The 18,972-nt window shown below is 55.6% G+C and carries 17 protein-coding genes and 1 pseudogene; 12 read left to right on the top strand and 6 right to left on the bottom strand.

Translation table 11 applies throughout. The features are described from left to right. The first annotated feature begins 149 nt into the window (after positions 1 to 149). The 3 genes from dnaE (at position 150) to ACR0IM_RS07930 (ending at position 4,337) form a co-directional block, all read left to right on the top strand. Entirely contained in the window at positions 150 to 3,653 is a 3,504-nt protein-coding gene (gene dnaE, locus ACR0IM_RS07940) for a DNA polymerase III subunit alpha (RefSeq protein ID WP_480681394.1), read from the top strand. Between the two features lie 85 nt (positions 3,654 to 3,738). Beyond that, the gene (locus ACR0IM_RS07935) at positions 3,739 to 3,963 is read left to right on the top strand and encodes a YMGG-like glycine zipper-containing protein (RefSeq protein ID WP_480590471.1); all 225 of its coding nucleotides are present in this window, start codon (positions 3,739 to 3,741) and stop codon (positions 3,961 to 3,963) included. Between the two features lie 62 nt (positions 3,964 to 4,025). Further along, entirely contained in the window at positions 4,026 to 4,337 is a 312-nt protein-coding gene (locus ACR0IM_RS07930; protein WP_480641108.1) for a hypothetical protein, read from the top strand. Positions 4,338 to 4,358: 21 nt separating this feature from the next. Here ACR0IM_RS07930 and ACR0IM_RS07925 read toward each other — a convergent pair whose 3' ends face one another. Both ACR0IM_RS07925 and ACR0IM_RS07920 read right to left on the bottom strand, forming a co-directional pair. Then, positions 4,359 to 4,904, bottom strand: a complete 546-nt coding sequence (locus tag ACR0IM_RS07925) for a hypothetical protein (protein WP_480681393.1) — start codon at positions 4,902 to 4,904, stop codon at positions 4,359 to 4,361. Between the two features lie 157 nt (positions 4,905 to 5,061). After that, complete coding sequence (locus ACR0IM_RS07920; RefSeq protein ID WP_480681391.1) at positions 5,062 to 5,256, bottom strand: SlyX family protein; 195 nt, start codon at positions 5,254 to 5,256, stop codon at positions 5,062 to 5,064. 131 nt (positions 5,257 to 5,387) lie between these two features. On the opposite strand from ACR0IM_RS07920, the gene hisS reads away from it, so the two are divergent. The 3 genes from hisS to hisG are packed head-to-tail and all read left to right on the top strand — an operon-like array spanning position 5,388 to position 8,653. Beyond that, positions 5,388 to 6,875: a histidine--tRNA ligase gene (hisS, locus tag ACR0IM_RS07915; RefSeq protein ID WP_480641105.1), complete on the top strand. Its 1,488-nt coding sequence runs from the start codon at positions 5,388 to 5,390 to the stop codon at positions 6,873 to 6,875. Positions 6,876 to 6,878: 3 nt separating this feature from the next. Further along, positions 6,879 to 7,967 carry an ATP phosphoribosyltransferase regulatory subunit gene (locus ACR0IM_RS07910; RefSeq protein ID WP_480681390.1) on the top strand — a complete coding sequence of 363 codons (1,089 nt, stop codon included), beginning with the start codon at positions 6,879 to 6,881 and terminating at the stop codon, positions 7,965 to 7,967. After that, the gene (hisG, locus tag ACR0IM_RS07905; protein WP_480681389.1) at positions 7,964 to 8,653 is read left to right on the top strand and encodes an ATP phosphoribosyltransferase; all 690 of its coding nucleotides are present in this window, start codon (positions 7,964 to 7,966) and stop codon (positions 8,651 to 8,653) included. The genes ACR0IM_RS07910 and hisG overlap by 4 nt, the downstream gene beginning before the upstream one ends. On the opposite strand, the gene ACR0IM_RS07900 is transcribed toward hisG, so the two are convergent. Beyond that, the gene (locus tag ACR0IM_RS07900) at positions 8,650 to 9,081 is read right to left on the bottom strand and encodes a DUF1489 family protein (protein ID WP_480590452.1); all 432 of its coding nucleotides are present in this window, start codon (positions 9,079 to 9,081) and stop codon (positions 8,650 to 8,652) included. The two genes, hisG and ACR0IM_RS07900, sit on opposite strands and share 4 nt — an antisense overlap. Before the next feature lie 129 nt (positions 9,082 to 9,210). On the opposite strand from ACR0IM_RS07900, the gene ACR0IM_RS07895 reads away from it, so the two are divergent. Further along, positions 9,211 to 11,496 (top strand): adenosylcobalamin-dependent ribonucleoside-diphosphate reductase, encoded by a 2,286-nt coding sequence (locus ACR0IM_RS07895; protein WP_480681388.1) that lies wholly within the window; start codon positions 9,211 to 9,213, stop codon positions 11,494 to 11,496. A gap of 219 nt (positions 11,497 to 11,715) precedes the next feature. Here ACR0IM_RS07895 and ACR0IM_RS07890 read toward each other — a convergent pair. Continuing rightward, positions 11,716 to 12,472, bottom strand: a pseudogene (locus ACR0IM_RS07890) (IS5 family transposase). A gap of 367 nt (positions 12,473 to 12,839) precedes the next feature. Here ACR0IM_RS07890 and ACR0IM_RS07885 point away from each other — a divergent pair. Together ACR0IM_RS07885 and ACR0IM_RS07880 are read left to right on the top strand one after the other, a co-directional pair. Continuing rightward, entirely contained in the window at positions 12,840 to 13,067 is a 228-nt protein-coding gene (locus tag ACR0IM_RS07885; RefSeq protein WP_480681387.1) for a DUF7660 family protein, read from the top strand. An 81-nt stretch (positions 13,068 to 13,148) separates the two neighbouring features. Then, the gene (locus ACR0IM_RS07880; protein WP_480681386.1) at positions 13,149 to 13,916 is read left to right on the top strand and encodes a hypothetical protein; all 768 of its coding nucleotides are present in this window, start codon (positions 13,149 to 13,151) and stop codon (positions 13,914 to 13,916) included. A 262-nt stretch (positions 13,917 to 14,178) separates the two neighbouring features. Here the strand turns inward: ACR0IM_RS07880 and ACR0IM_RS07875 are convergent, their stop codons facing one another. Together ACR0IM_RS07875 and ACR0IM_RS07870 are read right to left on the bottom strand one after the other, a co-directional pair. Next, the gene (locus ACR0IM_RS07875; protein ID WP_480681385.1) at positions 14,179 to 15,351 is read right to left on the bottom strand and encodes an adenylate/guanylate cyclase domain-containing protein; all 1,173 of its coding nucleotides are present in this window, start codon (positions 15,349 to 15,351) and stop codon (positions 14,179 to 14,181) included. A gap of 399 nt (positions 15,352 to 15,750) precedes the next feature. Next, on the bottom strand, positions 15,751 to 15,999 hold the full coding sequence (locus ACR0IM_RS07870; protein WP_480590438.1) for an EF-hand domain-containing protein: 249 nt from the start codon (positions 15,997 to 15,999) through the stop codon (positions 15,751 to 15,753). Between the two features lie 260 nt (positions 16,000 to 16,259). Between ACR0IM_RS07870 and ACR0IM_RS07865 the strand changes: the two genes are divergently transcribed. From ACR0IM_RS07865 to ACR0IM_RS07855, 3 genes are all read left to right on the top strand, one after another. Beyond that, positions 16,260 to 17,123 (top strand): LysR family transcriptional regulator, encoded by an 864-nt coding sequence (locus ACR0IM_RS07865; protein WP_480641095.1) that lies wholly within the window; start codon positions 16,260 to 16,262, stop codon positions 17,121 to 17,123. Between the two features lie 424 nt (positions 17,124 to 17,547). Further along, complete coding sequence (locus tag ACR0IM_RS07860; protein WP_480641094.1) at positions 17,548 to 17,817, top strand: hypothetical protein; 270 nt, start codon at positions 17,548 to 17,550, stop codon at positions 17,815 to 17,817. A 570-nt stretch (positions 17,818 to 18,387) separates the two neighbouring features. After that, positions 18,388 to 18,939 carry a 2OG-Fe(II) oxygenase gene (locus ACR0IM_RS07855; protein ID WP_480641093.1) on the top strand — a complete coding sequence of 184 codons (552 nt, stop codon included), beginning with the start codon at positions 18,388 to 18,390 and terminating at the stop codon, positions 18,937 to 18,939. The last annotated feature ends 33 nt before the right edge of the window (positions 18,940 to 18,972 follow it).

Raw genomic sequence — 18,972 nt, 5'->3', positions numbered from 1 at the left:
GCTTGAAAATAAAGCTTTTTTAGAAAGGGCGCCGGATCGTGCCCGAAGCTCCTTCTGGAAAAGCCGAATAATCCACTTTGATTTTTTTGGCATTCCGAGGTGTCAGTTCCCGCTTTTGCCGCGCTGCTGGCTGGGATAGCGTACGGGGCATGAGCAGTACTCCTCGATTCATTCACCTCCGCGTTCACACCGAATATTCCCTGCTAGAAGGCGCTGTGCGGCTGAAAAAGCTGCCCGCCCTGTGCGAGAAGATGGAGATGCCTGCCGTCGCAGTGACGGACACCAATTCGATGTTCTCGGCGCTGGAGTTTTCCGTGACTGCCAGCGGAGCCGGAGTACAGCCGATCATGGGGTGTCAGGTGGATTTGACCTATCTGAAGGCACAGCCGGGTGAAAAGCCCAAAGCCCCTGCGCCGCTGGTGCTGCTGGCGCAATCCGAGGTCGGGTACGAGAACCTGATGAAGCTGAGTTCGTGCCTCTATGTGGACAAGGGCGGGCAACTGCCGCAGGTCAGGGTGGAGGAACTTGCGGATCGTTCGGACGGTTTGATCTGTTTGACGGGCGGGCCGGATGGGCCGGTTGGAATGCTGCTACAACAGGGACAGCGCCCGGCGGCTGAGGCACTGGTGGATCGGCTGGCGGGGATGTTCCCGGATCGCCTTTACATCGAGCTTCAGCGCCATCCGGGTGAAGACGGTCAGCCCGAGGCCGAACGTCTGACCGAGCGTGGTCATGTCGAGATGGCTTATGCCAAGAACTTGCCGCTGGTTGCTACGAACGACGTCTATTTCCCGACGACGGACATGTATGAGGCCCATGACGCGCTGATCTGTATCGCAGAGGGTGCTTATGTCGATCAACAACAGGGCCGCCGCCGCCTGACTGCGCAGCATTATTTCAAGTCACAGCAGGAAATGGTCACTCTGTTTGCCGATCTGCCAGAGGCTATCGAGAACACAGTCGAGATCGCAAAACGTTGCGCCTTCATGGCCTATCGCCGCGACCCGATCCTGCCGAAATTCGCCGATGATGAGGTCGCTGAACTGCGCCGAATTGCCAATGAAGGCCTGCAGAAACGTCTGGCTGTAATCCCGCATGCGGTGACGCCCGAGGAATACCAGAAGCGTCTGGATTTCGAACTGGGCATTATCGAAGGCATGGGATTTCCCGGATACTTCCTGATCGTTGCCGACTTTATCCAATGGGCCAAGGATCACGACATTCCGGTGGGGCCGGGGCGGGGGTCCGGTGCGGGTTCACTGGTGGCTTACGCGCTGACGATTACCGATCTTGATCCGCTGCGCTATTCGCTGCTGTTCGAACGGTTCCTGAACCCGGAACGGGTCTCGATGCCCGACTTCGATATCGACTTCTGCATGGATCGTCGCGAAGAGGTGATCCGTTACGTACAGCAGAAATACGGGCGCGATAAAGTGGGGCAGATCATCACCTTCGGTGCCTTGTTGTCAAAGGCGGCCGTGCGCGACATCGGGCGTGTCCTGCAAATGCCTTATGGGCAGGTTGATCGCTTGTCCAAGATGATCCCGGTTGAAGGGGTCAAACCGGTCTCCATCGAAAAGGCACTGAAAGACGAGCCACGCTTGCGTGAAGAGGCGCGCAACGAAGAGGTTGTGGATCGTCTGCTGACTTACGGCCAACAGGTCGAGGGTCTGCTGCGAAACGCCTCGACCCACGCGGCTGGGGTTGTGATAGGAGATCGTCCGCTGGACGCACTTGTTCCGCTCTATCAGGATCCGCGTTCGGACATGCCTGCGACGCAGTTCAACATGAAATGGGTCGAACAGGCCGGCCTGGTGAAGTTTGACTTTCTGGGCCTGAAAACGCTGACCGTCATCCAGAACGCGATGGATCTGATCTTCAAATCCGGGCGTCCCCTGCATGTGGCGGCGGATGGTACGGAACTCTATGAACCGGCTGAGGGGGCCGAGAATCAGATCAACGCAATCCCGCTAGATGATGAGGCGACGTATAAACTCTATTCGGCGGCTAAAACCGTAGCGGTGTTCCAGGTTGAATCCTCGGGTATGATGGATGCGCTCAAGCGCATGAAGCCCACCTGTATCGAGGATATTGTCGCCCTCGTGGCGTTGTACCGCCCCGGCCCGATGGAGAACATCCCGACCTATTGCGAGGTCAAGAATGGGCTGCGCAAGATCACGTCCGTACATCCGCTGATCGACCATATCCTTGAAGAAACGCAAGGGATCATCGTTTATCAGGAACAGGTGATGCAGATCGCGCAGGTGATGGCCGGGTACTCGTTAGGCGGGGCCGACCTGCTGCGCCGGGCGATGGGTAAGAAGATCAAAGAGGCGATGGACGCCGAGCGCCCGAAATTCGAAAAGGGCGCGGGCGAGAATGGCGTCGATGCCAAGAAGGCCAGCGAAGTCTTCGACCTGTTGGAAAAATTCGCCAACTACGGTTTCAACAAATCCCACGCTGCAGCCTATGCGGTGGTCAGCTATCAGACAGGGTGGTTGAAGGCGAACCACCCGGTCGAGTTTATGGCGGGTGTCATGAACTGCGATATCCATCTGACCGACAAGCTGGCGATCTATTTCGAAGAAATTCGCAAAGGGTTGGAACTGCCCTATGTGCCGCCCTGTGTGAACCGCTCTCTAGCGACGTTCGATGTGATCGAAGGACAACTGGTCTATGCGCTGGGCGCGCTGAAAAACGTGGGCGTCGAGGCAATGAAGCTGGTCGTCGATGGGCGCGCTGATAAGCCGTTTGTGAACCTGTTCGACTTCGCCCGCCGGGTAGACCTGAAGAAAGTGGGCAAACGCCCGCTTGAGATGCTGGCGCGTGCCGGGGCGTTCGACCAGCTCGACAAAAACCGCCGCCGCGTCTTCGAAAGCCTTGACCCGCTGGTGCAGTATTCTGCAGCGATCCACGATCAGAAGAACTCGAACCAGGTGTCGCTGTTTGGTGAAGCCGGAGATGACCTACCCGAACCCCGTTTGTCGCCCACGCCGGATTGGTTACCAGCAGAAAGGCTCAGCGAAGAGTTCAAGGCCATTGGTTTTTACCTGTCCGGCCACCCACTGGACGATTACATGCCCGCGTTGAAGCGCAAAGATGTTTTGACTTTGGAGCAGGTTAAGCAACGCATGGAAAAAGAGCGCATCGGTATGGTGAAGTTGGCAGGGGTCGTAGCTGGCCGGCAGGAGCGCAAGTCGGCGAAAGGCAATCGTTTCGCGTTTTGTCAGCTTTCAGATCCAACCGGTGCGTATGAGATCACGCTATTTTCGGAGACGCTGGAGAAATCACGGGAGTTTCTGGAAACCGGGTCGCATGTGGTTGTTACAGCCAAAGCGGAAATGGAAGCAGATCAACTCAAACTGCTAGGGAACTCTGTCGGGCCGGTAGACTCGGTTGTCGCAGAGGCCGGTGCGACGGGGCTTCGCATCTTTGTTGACGCAGCGCCGGCGGTTACAACCGTCGCCAAAGTGCTGGAAGACGCAGCCAGTGTCGCCAAAAGCGCATCGAAAGGCCCGATCCATCTGTGCCTGCTTGATCCGGGCCTGCCGGGCGATGTCGAGATGGATCTGGGTCAGGATTTCCCGATCAACCCGCAGATCAAGGGCGCAATCAAATCGCTGGACGGCGTCACCGAGGTCGAGGAAATCTGAGCCAGCCTTTTGTTGCCACAGCGTTTTTGCGCGGCTAGGCTGTGATCATTGCCTCATTTGGGGCGTGTCACAGGAGGGCACCGGTATGGCAATTTCTACTTTTGGAGTAAGAACTCTGACCTTTGCGGCGGCAGCGTCGCTGGCATTGGTCTCGGCGTCTGCGGGATTGGCAGATGACAAGGATGACAAAAAGAAAAAGACGATCGAAGGCGCGCTGATCGGAGCGGGCGTCGGAGCGTTGGTCGGCGACGGCAAGGGCGCTGCGATTGGTGGCGTGGCAGGGGCAATTATTGGACACAACTGGAAGTGATGTTGATGCGATTTTTTAGACACAGAGTATTCGCTTGCGCCGCAATCCTGGTGATTCCGTGTGTGACGTCGGCCGATGATGCGGCTGATCAGATGGTTCAGGACGCCTTGCCTGTGATGCACTATACCTGTGCCTCGATTGCTGAGGAGGCAAATGGTGATGAAGCTTTTGTTGTCGCCGTCGTTGAAAAGATGACGGCCCTATCTCTCCACAATCGCCAGATCAATATCGAAGATCATGCGGCGACTGACGAGGAAAAGGCCCAACTGCGTGAAACATTCATAGCCGCGCTGTCGGAAGGCTGCGCCGCGGATAAGGATGCCCTTTTGGGCGGCGTGGTGGATAACGCTGTGAAAACGACGCTGGGATTGTAATTGGCTTTCGGATTGGGCGTGCTACAGCGTGCCCACCGCGCACCGGACCAGCCCCCAGCCTTTGTCCATCCCGGCGGATTTGAAGCCGGTGACGAGGCGGTCCGACAGGAACAGCAGAGAGGGGACTTTCGGGTCCAGCCAGATATCCGGGCCGTTGAGGGCTTCGGGGATTATTATGAGGCGGTCTTCCTTGCCACTTCTCGGAAGGTATCGAATGCCGCCGCCTCGGCAGTTCAGCGGCGCGCTGGCGGGCCCACCTTCCGGCCCAAGCGCCTCATAGTTACCTATCGACCGTTTGTTGCCGACATTCAGAAGGTAGTAGGGCTCGGGTGTCGTTAACCGCGTTTCTTCTGAGTCCATGAGTGTGAGCGGGTGAAACACTGTTTCTCCCAGTTCGAACCGTTCAAGAACAGCTTTCGCAGTTGTCGAAACCAAGGGGTAGCCACCTCCTGAGATGAACGGAGGGGGAATAAATTCGGGATGTGCGTTGAAATACCAAAGGTCGCCGACCTGCTCTTCGGTCAGGATTTCGCCGCGTTTCCAGCCAAGAGAAGATTCATCAACCATTCTCTTCGACCACTCAACTTCCTCTGGTGAGTTCAGCGCCCGCCACGCGTCACCAAGCTCTCTGCGACTTGCAGCTTGCACATCGTTGATATTGTTGACCGTCGTAGAAACCCACGCACAGGGTTCAACGCTCGCGTCGCTCACCATCCGTCATACCTCAATAATGTGGCGGGCGTTCGTCTCCGAACACGACGCCGCCAGATCCTTCCTGCGCCCGTTCGGCCTCGCGCTGAAACAACATCTCGACACGGCGGGTCAGGCGGTCGATCTCGGACTGCTGGCGGGTGACGACCGTGTTCAGCTCTTCGACCGTGCGGGTCAGGTGGGCGATCTGTTCTTCCAGATGCTGCATGGGAGACTCCTGTGTCTTGCGCCGGTCATAGCGACCCTGTGACGCCAAGGCCAGCGAAAGCGCGCCTTGCCCCGATGCGGGCCATGGGATAGACCGCGCGCGGAACAAGGATACTCCCAAGGACGCCCCACATGGCCAAGCCCAAGAAACAGCCCCGCCCCAAGGCAATTACGCCCAAAGGGTTCCGCGACTATTTCGGCCAGGAAGTCTCGCAGCGCACCGAGATGCTGCGGGCTATTGCGGACGTCTATCATCGCTACGGCTTCGACGCCCTGGAAAGCAGCGCGGTTGAAACCGTCGAAGCGCTGGGCAAATTCCTGCCCGACGTGGATCGCCCGAACGAGGGTGTGTTCGCATGGCAGGAGGTTGACGAAAACGACAAGGGCGACTGGATGGCCCTGCGTTACGATCTGACCGCGCCTTTGGCTCGTGTTTATGCGCAACATCGCAACGATCTGCCCACGCCCTATCGCCGCTATGCGATGGGGCCGGTCTGGCGGAATGAAAAGCCGGGTCCGGGGCGCTATCGCCAGTTCTATCAGTGCGATGCCGATACTGTGGGTACGGCGTCGATGGCCGCGGATGCCGAGATCTGCGCGATGCTGTCGGATACGCTGGAAACCGTTGGCATTCCACGCGGCGACTATTTGGTGCGGGTCAATAACCGCAAGGTGCTGAACGGCGTGCTTGAGGCGATGGGGCTGGGTGAAGACGTCGCGGCCCGCGACAATGTTCTGCGTACTATCGACAAGTTCGACAAAGTGGGTGAGCAGGGCGTGCGAGAGTTGCTGACTAAAGGCCGTCTGGATGCCTCGGGGGCGTTTATTGATGGTGTCGGTCTCAGCGACGATCAGGCCGAGCCGGTAATTGCATTCCTTACATCGAAAGCTTCGGATACTGCCGGAACGCTGACCAATTTGCGTGCCGCCGTTGGCGATAGCAAGACCGGCGTGGACGGGATTGCTGAACTGGAACAGATCGGCGCATTGCTGGATGCCGGCGGTTACGGTGCGGGCAGGATTGAGATCGATCCCTCGGTCGTGCGTGGTCTCGGCTACTATACAGGACCGGTTTACGAGGCCGAGCTGACCTTTGAGATTTTCGACGAGAAAGGCCGTAAGCGGCAATTCGGGTCGGTCTCGGGCGGCGGTCGTTACGACGATCTGGTCAAACGCTTCACCGGGCAGGAAGTACCCGCGACCGGCATCTCCATAGGGGTGGACCGTCTGCTGGCAGCCCTGCGCGAAAAGGGCCGGATCGCTGCCGAGGCCACCGGCCCCGTGGTTGTCACCGTCATGGATCGGGACCGCATGGCCGACTATCAGGCTATGGTCGCCGAGCTGCGCAATGCAGGCATCCGGGCCGAGGTTTACCTGGGCAACCCCAAGAACTTCGGTAACCAGCTGAAATACGCGGATAAGCGCAACTCTCCGATCGCGGTGATCGAAGGTGGTGACGAAAAGGCCAACGGGATCGTTCAGATCAAGGATCTGATCCTTGGTGCCAAGATCGCCGAAAGCGCGACGCTGGAAGAATGGAAAGAGCGCCCCAGTCAGTTCGAAGTGCCACGCGGCGATCTGGTCGCCAAGGTGCGTGAAATTCTGGACAGTCAGGACTGACCCATGCCCAATCGTTCCCAGATACAAGCCCGCGCGGCGATGATGCGCGTACGGTTCGAGGCTGCAGGTGCGCAGGTCGTCGATCCACCGCTGCTGCAACCGGCCGAAACATTGCTGGACCTCTACGGCGAAGATATTCGCGCGCGCGCCTACGTGACCTCTGACGCGCTTCGGGGCGAGCAGATGCTGCGCCCCGACTTCACCATGCCGGTGGTGCAGATGCACATGAGTGAGGGCGCAGAACCCGCGCGCTACACCTATTCCGGTGAGGTGTTCCGCCGTCAGGAGCACGATCCGGACCGGTCGAACGAGTACATTCAGGTCGGCTATGAGGTGTTCGAACGCGATGACCCCTCGGGTGCCGATGCCGAGGTGTTTTCACTGTTCGCCCTGCAACTGCGCGGCCTGCCCCTGCGCGCGGCGACCGGGGATATCGGTATCCTGACCGCGGCTGTTCAGGGCCTGCGCACGACCGACCGTCGCAAAGCGGCGCTGATGCGGCATCTGTGGCGTCCACGCCGGTTTCGGGTTCTGCTGGATCGCTTCGCCGGACGCAAACCCGGTCCGGAGGGGCGTGACGCTCTGTTGAGCGCGGAAAACCCGTTGGACAACGACATTCCCATGATCGGCAAGCGCCGCGCGTCCGAGGTTGAGGCGCGGATCGAAGCTCTGCGCGAGGATCGTGATACGCCGCCGATTTCCGATAGCGAACTGGCCGGGTTGGAAACGCTGCTGAACGTGCGCGAGACCATGCCCTTCGCGTTGGAACAACTGCGCGACGTGGCGGTGGACCTACCGCAGATTACCCCTGCATTGGACCGGCTCGAAGCTCGGATAGCGTCTCTGCAAGCGCGCGGTGTCGATGTGGATCGACTGGATTTCGAGGCCGCCTATGGCCGGACTTCGATGGAATATTACGACGGGTTCGTTTTTGGTTTTTACGCCGAGGGCCGCCCCGATCTACCGCCGATTGCCACCGGCGGGCGCTATGACGCGCTGACCCGGCAACTGGGCAACGGCACCGAAATCCCCGCTGTGGGCGGCGTCATTCGCCCCGACCTGATGTTGGAGATTGAGGAGGGCGCGCAATGAGCCTGAAACTTGGTGTACCCTCCAAGGGCCGGTTGATGGAGAAGACCTTCGGTTGGTTCGAAAAGCGCGACATCACCCTGTCGCGCAGCGGATCGGACCGGGAATATGCGGGAAAGGTCGAAGGGATCGGTGGCGTTTCGCTGGTCCTGTTGTCCGCCGGGGAAATCCCGCGCGAACTGGCCGCGGGGCGCATTCACTTGGGTGTCACCGGGACTGACCTGGTGCATGAGAAACTGCCGCGTTGGGAACAGCAGGTCGAAGAGATCTCACAGCTTGGGTTTGGCAATGCTGACCTGATCATCGCCACGCCTGCCTGCTGGGTGGATGTGGACACGCTGGACGATCTGGATGCGGCAGCGGCGGCGTTTCGGAAGACCCACGGCCACCGGCTAAGGATTGCCACCAAGTACCACCGGCTGGTGCGCGAGTTCCTGACTGATGCAGGCGTGGCCGACTACACTTTGGTTGACAGTCAGGGTGCAACCGAAGGCACAGTAAAGAACGAAACCGCCGAAGCGATTGCCGATATTACTTCGACGGGGGAAACGCTGCGGGCTAACCACCTGAAAATCCTGTCGGACGGGCTGATCCTGCAATCACAGGCGACGCTGTGGCGCAGCCGGGTGGCGAAATGCGATGCAGAAGAGAAGGCGGTACTGACCGAGTTGCTGGATCGGTTGGGTTAAAGCACGCCAATTTCCGCCAACGCGCGGTTGAGATCATCGGGCAGGGCGTCGTCCTGCTCGCGTCCTTTGGGCAGATCGGCGGGAGTGTCCTCGGGTTTCAGATAACGCCAGCCCTGGAAAGGGCGTTTCAGGGCGTTCTGGGTGCGGTGGACCTCGGGGCTCAGCACGATGGCGCAGCGGCGAATGCCGTCTTCGCCGCGCACCTCATCCAACCGCAGGATGCGTTGGCGGCACTGGATCACGCCCTTGATGACCCAATAGATTGATCCACCGTTCAGAATCTCGGCCTCGCGCTTGGGCCACATGCGGGTGACGTGGCGCGGGCAGCCGTCCTCAAAAAGCGGCCTGCGGCTGTCTTGCCACGCGATCAGCGAGTCGACGCTCTCTGATCCGACCGAAAGTTTTATGAGGTTTACGTACTTATCCACAGCTTTCCCACAGAGTCGCCCCAAGGTTCATCTTTATATTGTAGCTTGGTCTTCGCTGCTATCAAGGTGTTGTGGTTGGGGTGTGAATTGGGGTAGTCTGTATCCCTCTTCTAACACAGGGAATCGCCAATGAGCCGCTTTGCCGCCCCCATCGCCGAGCAGATCTGGGATATGAAATACCGCTTCAAAAAGGCGGATGGCACGCCCATCGACCAGACGGTCGAGGACAGCTGGCGGCGCATCGCCCGCGATCTGGCGCGGGTCGAGAATGACCCGGCTCATTGGGAAGAAAAGTTCTTTGCGGCGCTGGAAGATTTTAAATACCTGCCCGCTGGTCGCATCACCGCAGGCGCAGGTACCGCGCGGCAAGTGACGCTTTTCAACTGCTTTGTCATGGGCACGGTGCCGGACAGCATGGGTGGCATTTTCGACATGCTGAAAGAGGCCGCGCTGACGATGCAGCAGGGTGGGGGGATCGGTTACGATTTCTCGACCATCCGACCGCGCGGGGCGGATGTGCACGGGGTAGCGGCTGATGCTTCGGGGCCGCTGAGCTTTATGGACGTATGGGACGCGATGTGTCGGACGATCATGTCCGCAGGCTCGCGTCGCGGGGCGATGATGGCGACCATGCGTTGCGATCACCCGGATATCGAACAATTCATCACCGCCAAGTCTGACCCGGCACGCCTGCGCATGTTCAATATGTCGGTACTGGTGACCGATCCGTTCATGGAGGCGGTCAAGGCTGATGGCCCGTGGGAGTTGGTGTTCGGCGACAAGGTCTATCACACCGTTCAGGCCCGTGATCTGTGGAACAAGATCATGCAAGCCACTTACGACTTTGCCGAGCCGGGTGTGATCTTCATCGACCGCATCAATCAGGCCAATAACCTGAGCTATGTCGAGACCATCGCAGCGACAAACCCCTGCGGTGAGCAACCCTTGCCGCCCTATGGTGCGTGCCTGCTGGGCTCGATCAACTTGGCTCGCCTCGTGACCGAGCCGTTTGGGGACGCCGCTCATCTGGACGAGGCGGCGCTGCAGGAACTGGTCGCCACCGCAGTTCGTATGATGGACAACGTTGTGGACGCGTCGAAATTCCCGCTGCCGGAACAGGCCGCCGAGGCGCAGGCCAAACGCCGGATCGGGTTGGGTGTGACCGGTCTGGCGGATGCACTTCTGATGCTGGGCCTGCGCTATGGGTCCGACGAGGCGGCGCGTCAGACCGAGCGCTGGCTGAAAGCGATCGCCCGCGCCGCGTATCTGGCGTCGGTGGACTTGGCGAAGGAGAAAGGCGCATTCCCTCTGTTTGATGCCGAGAAATATCTGGCCAGTGGCACCATGCAGCAGATGGACGAGGACGTGCGTGATGCAATCCGCGAGCATGGTATCCGCAACGCTCTGCTGACTTCGATCGCGCCGACTGGCACAATTTCGCTGTATGCCGGCAACGTGTCCTCGGGTATCGAGCCGGTCTTTGCCTATGCCTACACCCGCAAGGTACTGCAGAAAGATGGTTCTCGTACCGAAGAGGAAGTCGTGGACTACGCTGTGCAAATGTGGCGCGACAAGTTTGGCGACAAGGACCTGCCGGACTATTTCGTCAACGCGCAGACGCTGTCTCCGTCGGATCACGTGAAGATGCAGGCGGCGGCGCAGAAATGGATCGACAGCTCTATCTCGAAGACGATCAACTGTCCCGAGGATATCAGCTTTGACGCCTTCAAGAATGTCTACATGCAGGCCTGGGATCAGGGCTGCAAAGGCTGCACCACTTATCGCCCCAATGACGTGACGGGATCGGTTCTGACTGTATCTGAAAGCGCTGACACCGCGCCGGGTGAAAGCGTGGCGGCGCCGCATGAAGTTGACGGTGGCGAAGTCGTCTATATGTCCGAGCCGCTGGACCGCCCGCAGTCGCTGGAAGGATCGACTTACAAGCTGAAATGGCCCGATAGCGAGCACGCGATCTACCTGACCATCAACGATATTGTAATCGGCGGTCGTCGCCGTCCGTTCGAGGTGTTCATCAACTCGAAGAACATGGAGCATTACGCCTGGACGCTGGCGCTGACCCGCATGATCTCGGCCGTATTCCGTCGGGGTGGGGATGTGTCCTTTGTGGTCGAAGAACTGAAGGCCGTTTTTGATCCGCGCGGCGGTGCCTGGGTGAAGGGGAAGTACATCCCCTCGATCCTGGCGGCCATTGGCGGCGTGATTGAACAACACCTGATCAACATCGATTTCCTCGAGGGCGAAGGGATGGGGCTGAAATCTGATCCTCAGGCGCAGGTGGTCAACATGGATGCCCCCCGTGGCAAGGCGTGCCCATCTTGCGGCCAGTTCGACATGGTGATGATCGAAGGCTGCATGACCTGCCGTAGTTGCGGCCATTCCAAATGTGATGGATAATGCTTTATGTAAATGTTTTTTGAACCGCCAGGCAATACGAACCCATTTCGGCGGTTTTGGCGCCCATAAACAAGGTCATTAGCGCCCACAACTCGATTTATTGGGAAACAAGGCGCCGGATCGTTGATCAACGGCGCTTTGTTTTTTGCGAGATTGGGAGTGTACGCAGAAGTCTTACGAGAATTGATGGCAACAAGCTTAGGCTCCAGACTCATTGATTTACAGCCAGAATAGGACTGTAGCAGCGAGAGCGATAGCTAAGAGGAATACTTTTGGGCATCGGTCATATCGGGTGGCAATCCGCCGCAGTCCTTCAGGCGAGCGAACATGATCTCAATGCGGTTGCGGCGTTTGTAGCGACGCTTGTCATACCGGACAGGCTTGTCGCGTGACTTTCGACCTGGGATGCAGGGCCTAATTCCCCTGTCATTAAGGGCTTCGCGGAACCAGTCTGCGTCATAACCTCGATCTCCCAGCAGCCAGTCAGCCGATGGCAGACTGTTCACCAGAGCCTTGGCGCCCGTGTAATCGCTGATCTGGCCCGCGGATATGAAGAAGCGGATGGGGCGCCCGACACTGTCAGTAACAGCGTGCAGTTTCGTATTCATGCCGCCTTTGGTTCTACCGATCAGCCTGCCGCGCCCCCCTTTTTTAACCGCAGGCTGGAAGCCGTGCTGTGTGCTTTGAGGTATGTTGCGTCAATCATGATGGTCTTGTGATCCGGGCCTTCAGCAGCCAGCCCGGTCATGATCCGAGCGAATACACCCATATCGCTCCATCGTTTCCAGCGATTGTATAGCGTCTTTGGCGGCCCATATTCACGTGGCGCATCGGACCAACGTAACCCATTGCGGTTGATGAAAATAATCCCGCTCAGTACACGACGATCATCAACCCTCGGCCTGCCATGGCTCTTTGGAAAGTAAGGCCGAAGCCGCGAAATCTGCTCGTCGGTCAGCCAAAATAGATTGCTCATGATACACCCCTGAAACTCAAGGGGTTGAATCAGGCAGCCGAGTTGACGGCAACCAATTTAATGGGTCCAGAACCTAGGTTTACACAAAGCAGCATCAGAGGAAATTTTAGTGACGGTCGTTCTGTTGATGATCTTGTTGCGGGATTGAGAAACGGTACAGTTGATCCGTTGTCGTTGCCGCCAATTCGAACTTTCGAGGTGAACGGGCAGCTCTATTCTTTAGATAACCGTCGATTGTACGCTTATAGACAAGCGGGAATTGAAGTTCCGACAAGGCCAGCGACGACGGCAGAAATTAAGCATGATACCTTCAAGTTCACTACACCAAACGGGCGGCAAGACATCGTGGTCAGGGGACACTAAGAATATGAATGAAATCAAATCTAGCGCGGACTTCGCTGATGCACTTTCGTTCTTGTTGGACGACGAGAGTTTTCCGGCTGAGAATACCGACACACGTAGATTCGTTGAAGCGATGCAGGCTTGGCTGAAGGACGTCGAGGGCAACAATAACTGGTTTGATAAGCCCAGCGATGATTACATCACTTGGTCGGATTTATATAAGCTTTTGCAGGCGGCGTCAGTCTATGAATAGATCATCACGTCTCCAGTTTCCGGCGAGATCAATCTACTTCAAGTACGAGCGATCAAACTTGTAGTTTCTGGGTGAATATCTGTGAACTCTAGTCGATTTGATCTGGCGCTGTGGATTATTGGACGCTGGAAGCAGTTGGATGTTTCAGCAATATGGTCTCAGTTTCACTACACAGGTATCCCAGATGAAACATCGGTCTCATTTAGATCGGCTGACATCAATCGGACGTCTATAAGAGCATCCAAAATTGAGGAGATTCTTGACGGTGCTCATGTTCCATCATTTGAAGTGTTGGGAGAAGGGTTCAGCTTCAGTTATGGACAAAACGCTGGTCAAAATTACGATCACGTGTTCATCAAGTCTAGCTTGGCAGTCTTAACCCCTGAGTTTTGCGACGAATTAATCTCATCAACACTAGCGGACGATCAAAATTTCACGCAGGCGCATTTAGTTGATGAAAACTATCAGTACTATCAGAATATTTGTGATCCGCTTGACTTTAAGGCGCTCGGTCAGTCGATTGAGGGCTTGCCCATGAAATCCAACGGTTTGCCATTCCCACTTGAGCAACAGATAGTCGATACCAGCCAAAATCCTGGCCGCTACCGGCTCTGCCAAAATTATGTAGAAGTTGCTGCAGGATACATGTGGTTTGGAGACAGTTTTTGGAAGCTCATAGGGTGTTCTTCACAATGCGTTCGCGAACGTTTGCCTGCAAAGGTATCTCTAGTACACGCTGAGTGCTGGAAGCTGCGCTCTCAGGTGGACGTTTTTACCGATAGTTGTACAGCTGAATTGCAAGAAGGCGTACGTTCAGCTCTGTTTGATGACGTTCCGCCAAATGGTTGACGCACGTCAAATGACCAACAAGAGACGTGAGTAACCGTCACGATTATACCAGATTGGGGCAATCGTGTAATTTTACATAGTCAAATGCTCTCGACTTGCCGATCTTCGGAGCAAACATGATTGGCAGGTCGCAGCCCTAAGCGGAAATACCCAACTAAACTTTGCAAATCCTGACAAGCGGACAAACCTGCCATTTGACACTTGGCGCCCAATGTTCGGTTCCTATTTTTTGCGATGCAGCCAAAATTAATTCAGCACGAAATCAAAGCTCTTCTTCGACGAGAAAAAACAACTCGATTGGACGAGCAAGGCCACGAACTTCGTGAAACCCACAAGGCAAAAACAGATTAGGTGAGGCGCCAGCAATCGCAGATGTTGCCAGCACTCTTCGGCCAATAGATTTAGTTAAACCTTCAATTCGACTGGCAACGTTCACTGCGCCTCCGAGAACCGTGAAATCGAGTCTTCCAGGACTGCCGATGTTGCCATAACTGACTTGCCCAACATTGATCCCGATCCCAACATCCAATGACGGCTTATGGGCCTCAACGCGGCGACGGTTGAGCGTCGTCAAACCGGCCAATACACTTTGTGCGGCTTGCGCAGCCTTTCGGCATCGGTCGGCGTGATCAGCCTGAGTTGCGATGGTGAAGATCGACAGAATTCCGTCACCCATGAACTTGAGAACATCGCCACCGTTATCTTCCACAGACTGAACAACCAGATCAAAGTATCCGCTCAACGCGTCAAAAACATCTGCCTCGGGTGCGACTTCAGAAAGTGCCGTGAAACCTCGTAAATCAGAAAACATGACTACTGCTTCAAGGGTCGTTCTTTCGCCTCGCTTGATCCGCCCGTTCCACACGGCATCGGAGGGTCCATCGCCAAGATATGTTCGTAGTAGACCTTTGGCTGACTTGCGCATCGTGACAGGTTCCAAAGCGGAAGACAGAGCAGGCAGTGCTGCTTCAATCAACTCCAGATGCCGTGGTAAGAAGCCTTCTGGTTCTAGCGTGACAAACGTGCAGCCGTGCAAGGATCCATCACCATAATACATCAGAGTCGCATAGTAATCTGTGCCACCCAACTCAGCGAATTCAAGATACGAAGAATGCTCAGTCTTTGGATCCAGTTGTCGCAGACTTTTGTGCAGAGGTTTTCTGTGTTCCAAAATGTACTCAAATGAGCTGCCAACATACCCTTCCGTCAACATAGTTTCATGAGTTACGTCGTAGCTGTCGGTTCCGTCAGGGGTCCAAACGACCCCCCATGCTATGAGTAAAGGATTGGCGAAACGCTGACCGATATTGACCCGCCAAAGCGGAACACCTTCCTCAATTAATGACGAGCAGAAATGAGAAACTACTTTCACGGGGTCGCCTGAGCGGCGTCCTTCGGTAATCATCCAGTCGGTCAGTTGTGCTACGGAGGCCATGTTCTCAAACTAGTTGCTTGGGCAAGATGATCAAAGAACCTTGGCTCTATTTTGAGCTGTATAATTCCAACTTGTTTCTAAACGCGCTTACCCGCTGACCCGCTTACAGAAGCGTGAAGCGCTAGGGTGAAACGGCCTAGTATAATTAAATCGTTGACTCATCCTGGCACTAGTAGTTCCGTATTCGGGACTTAAGTTGCGAGAATTCGAACGTTAGCCAAAGAGAGAGCCGCATCGTGATGCTCAAAAAACGAGTGTCGAAAATGGGGAAGCCTTGAAACGACCGGAAGCACATTGCCTCAATCTACACAGCTTGTCTGCTAACCAGCTGCGATAGTTGCCCGCATAAAAAGTTCCGGTCAGATTGACTACTAACGCGGTGCGGGCGAGCGCCTGTGCTCAAAAGTTGTTTTCAGGAAACGAGACGAGACCGACGCCAATGGCAGTCAGCAGTTCTTCATCCGTCACGAAACCGTCATCGTTTGTATCGATTTCGGCGAACAACTGTTCCGTGAAATCGGGATAGAAAGCCGCCAGTTCATCTAGTGACGCCAATCCGTCACCGTCCACATCCAGTGCAGCAGGCATTGCTACGACTGAGATAGCGCAGAACTGTCCCAGAAATGCGCCAAGCACCAGTTTGAACATAGTATTCCCTTGAATGGGTCGGGAACACAGGCCAAGCGCTCCCGACTAAGTGAGGCAGTTCGTGTAGCATGAAAGATGCTTTGCACTACCGGGAGTCTTTCTTCGACACTCGCTTCGAGATTGGGGGACTCTGATACCCTGGGGTCGCAATCGGGACAGCATCAGCAGTTTCATGCTACCAGCCGAATTTGCCACATGCTGTTTTAGTTGAAAAGCGAATTTACTTCATGCAAAATATTGGAAAAATGAATAGATAAGCCATGGACATTGAACTCGCACGAACATTTCTGGCGATTGTTGAAACGGGCAGTTTTTTGGAGGCTGCCAACAAGGTCTATGTCACACAATCAACAGTAAGCATGCGAATTCGATCACTGGAGCAACAGCTTGGGAGGCCAGTGTTCGAACGTGGAAAATCTGGCGCCACCCTTACTCCGGCCGGGCACCGTTTTCACAAACATGCGCAAGCACTTGTCAGGTGTTGGACACAGGCTCGAATTGACGCCGCCCTGCCGGATACTGTTGGAGCTGCTTTGGAAATAGGTGCCGTGCCCAGTCTGTGGGATGGGTTCCTGATTGACTTAATTCCGGAGATGATGCGGGCGTTCCCTAATGTGGCGATTCACGGATCAACAGTTTCCACTGAATCACTGTTAGGCCAAACCACTGCGGGCGCGCTGGACTTAGCTGTGATGTATGATCCACGGAATACGGTCGGGCTGACGGCCCTTCAGCTGTTTGAGGATGATTTTGTACTCGTTAGCAGCGATCTGGATATCTCGCGAAACCCATTTGAAGACAACTATGTTCTGATCGACTGGGGGCCAGAATTCCGTGCAGATCACCTGTTGAACTTTCCAGACATTTCGACGCCGATGTTGCAGCTCGGAATCGGCACGCTTGGCCTGAATTTCCTGAGAACTCGACCGGCCGCCGGGTATTTCCCTTGGCGGATTGTGTCGCGGGAAGTGGAAACCGGTTGGTTGAGGGTGATTGAGGATGCTCCGCGGTTTGCTTATGCCGCCTATGCCGTTATTGCAGATGATGACCCCGAAAACCTACCCTACAAAGCCGCACAGCTTTTGGGTGCCTTCGCAAAAAAACAATTTCCCGTCACGGCCTGAGATTTGAGACGCTTTCGCAGGTGATCATTTAGAAGGCGAAATATTAGTTTTCAGAGGCCTCTAACATATCGGTCGCTGCGGGCTGATTGTGGACTGACTCGAAAACTAGAACTGCGGTTATCCCAGCCACCAAAACACCGCCCAAGATGGCCCAGTACCTCCAACCAAAAGACGTTCTCAAGCGCATTTCTCTCTCCACGACCGTCAACCAGGACCTGAAAAGTATAAGACGGGAAAATAATCTGCCAATTCTCGGCGCTTGAACCTCGAAGATATAACATTTTGAAAATAGGTACCTATTCCAATTTTCGATAGCACGGTTGAGAAAAAATCATAAGGTTTTGCACTCCGAAAAGGAGTTCCGATCACCTAAAATCAAAAAGAGACCGGCCAAATCTGTGAATTGGAGGGAAAGGAGGTATCAATGGAAAAGCGTTGGATCAATCACGTTACTAAGCACATAAGGCGGTTCATAACGTCAGACCGGTTCGGAATTGTGAAGGACCCGGCAGCAAAAACGCAGGAACTGAAAACCCGGCAGGATTGGGATGATGCCGCCGAGATATGGGATCCGTCCGAATTCGATCTGGAAAAAGAAAACCGGGAACGGCGCTTGCGCCCGAACGACTACGAATGGGAAGCAACCGGCGAATTTCCTTGGCGCGGGCACAGGCGCCGAATTAGAGGAGGATGACTGGAAGCATAAAGCGTGAAGATAGGATGATTCAGCTAAAGCCGACTTGATTCCCATATTCCTGGATCAGTCAGTGTCAGGAAATGAACAGCACAATGAGTGAAAAATGCCTTGTCAGTTCATCACCAGGCAGGGTTCTTCTTTCAGCGCTCGGTGACATCCTCCAACCGGTCTCCTATTCGAAGGATGCAACCGTGCTGGTGTCTGAATTTCTGTCCTGGTTCATCAAAGATGCCAGGCCCAGAACCAAAGGCAGCCTTCGAGATCACCCGGCCACGAAAACAATGTACCCGTATAGATCAGTAGACGAATTGATACCGGTGTCCCGCTGATCAAAGGCGATTGCAGGTGTTTTGTTATTGTTTCACCTTTGTCGAACCGGGGTATCGCTACAACGCACTACAGCTTCGGCCCCGTGAACGTCGAGCATGAAATCCTGCCCGTGATCGATTGAAAACAATTGAGATTACGTAAAGTTTTACGTCGCTTTAGACCTCTCAGGTCGAAAACAGCGCAGCACCATCAGCGCGTTTTGGCAAAATTCAGCACCAAACAAAAATGGTGTACAGAATGTTGGAAGTTCATTCGATTCCCGGTGTATTTACCACGCGGGAATGTGAGCAGATTGTTGCTGCATCAAAAACAGCCCCGACGAACGAGGCCTTGCTGGTCGGGCAGAACAAGGATCACAATCTGCGCAGGGCAGAGGTGACCTGGCTAGATGACGTCAGCGGCACTGGTTGGGTGATGGCACGACTAATTGATGTGGTCCGTCGCTCCAATACCGACAAGTTCGGCTTTGATCTGCGCGAATTTGCTGAAAGCCCACAGGTTGCATGCTACAAAGCGTCAGATGGAGGTCATTTTGCGTGGCATTCCGATATAGGGGACGGGCCAGCCGCTCGAAAAAGAAAGTTGTCGCTGGTCGTTCAACTCAGCAAACCTGGGATGTACGACGGTGGCGATCTGGAGATTATGCCGGGCGCTTATGCGGTAACCGCTAGCCGGTACCAGGGCTGCGCGACCATTTTCCCGAGTTTCCTGCTCCATCAGGTGACACCAGTAGAACATGGTCAGCGACACTCGTTGACGGTCTGGGCGCATGGCCCGGAGTTTCGGTGATGATGTCAGCCGTAGACTGGCATTAATCCGGGC

It is taken from the genome of Ruegeria sp. BF6, assembly GCF_056538665.1.
This window is presented reverse-complemented; position numbering and strand designations above follow the sequence as displayed.

Coding starts and splice junctions, on each gene's coding strand:
- dnaE (WP_480681394.1), top strand. CDS start 150: ATGAGCAGTACTCCTCGATTCATTCACCTCCGCGTTCACACCGAATAT.
- ACR0IM_RS07935 (WP_480590471.1), top strand. CDS start 3,739: ATGGCAATTTCTACTTTTGGAGTAAGAACTCTGACCTTTGCGGCGGCA.
- ACR0IM_RS07925 (WP_480681393.1), bottom strand. CDS start 4,904: ATGGTTGATGAATCTTCTCTTGGCTGGAAACGCGGCGAAATCCTGACC.
- ACR0IM_RS07920 (WP_480681391.1), bottom strand. CDS start 5,256: ATGCAGCATCTGGAAGAACAGATCGCCCACCTGACCCGCACGGTCGAA.
- hisS (WP_480641105.1), top strand. CDS start 5,388: ATGGCCAAGCCCAAGAAACAGCCCCGCCCCAAGGCAATTACGCCCAAA.
- ACR0IM_RS07910 (WP_480681390.1), top strand. CDS start 6,879: ATGCCCAATCGTTCCCAGATACAAGCCCGCGCGGCGATGATGCGCGTA.
- hisG (WP_480681389.1), top strand. CDS start 7,964: ATGAGCCTGAAACTTGGTGTACCCTCCAAGGGCCGGTTGATGGAGAAG.
- ACR0IM_RS07895 (WP_480681388.1), top strand. CDS start 9,211: ATGAGCCGCTTTGCCGCCCCCATCGCCGAGCAGATCTGGGATATGAAA.
- ACR0IM_RS07885 (WP_480681387.1), top strand. CDS start 12,840: ATGAATGAAATCAAATCTAGCGCGGACTTCGCTGATGCACTTTCGTTC.
- ACR0IM_RS07875 (WP_480681385.1), bottom strand. CDS start 15,351: ATGGCCTCCGTAGCACAACTGACCGACTGGATGATTACCGAAGGACGC.
- ACR0IM_RS07870 (WP_480590438.1), bottom strand. CDS start 15,999: ATGTTCAAACTGGTGCTTGGCGCATTTCTGGGACAGTTCTGCGCTATC.
- ACR0IM_RS07865 (WP_480641095.1), top strand. CDS start 16,260: ATGGACATTGAACTCGCACGAACATTTCTGGCGATTGTTGAAACGGGC.
- ACR0IM_RS07860 (WP_480641094.1), top strand. CDS start 17,548: ATGGAAAAGCGTTGGATCAATCACGTTACTAAGCACATAAGGCGGTTC.
- ACR0IM_RS07855 (WP_480641093.1), top strand. CDS start 18,388: ATGTTGGAAGTTCATTCGATTCCCGGTGTATTTACCACGCGGGAATGT.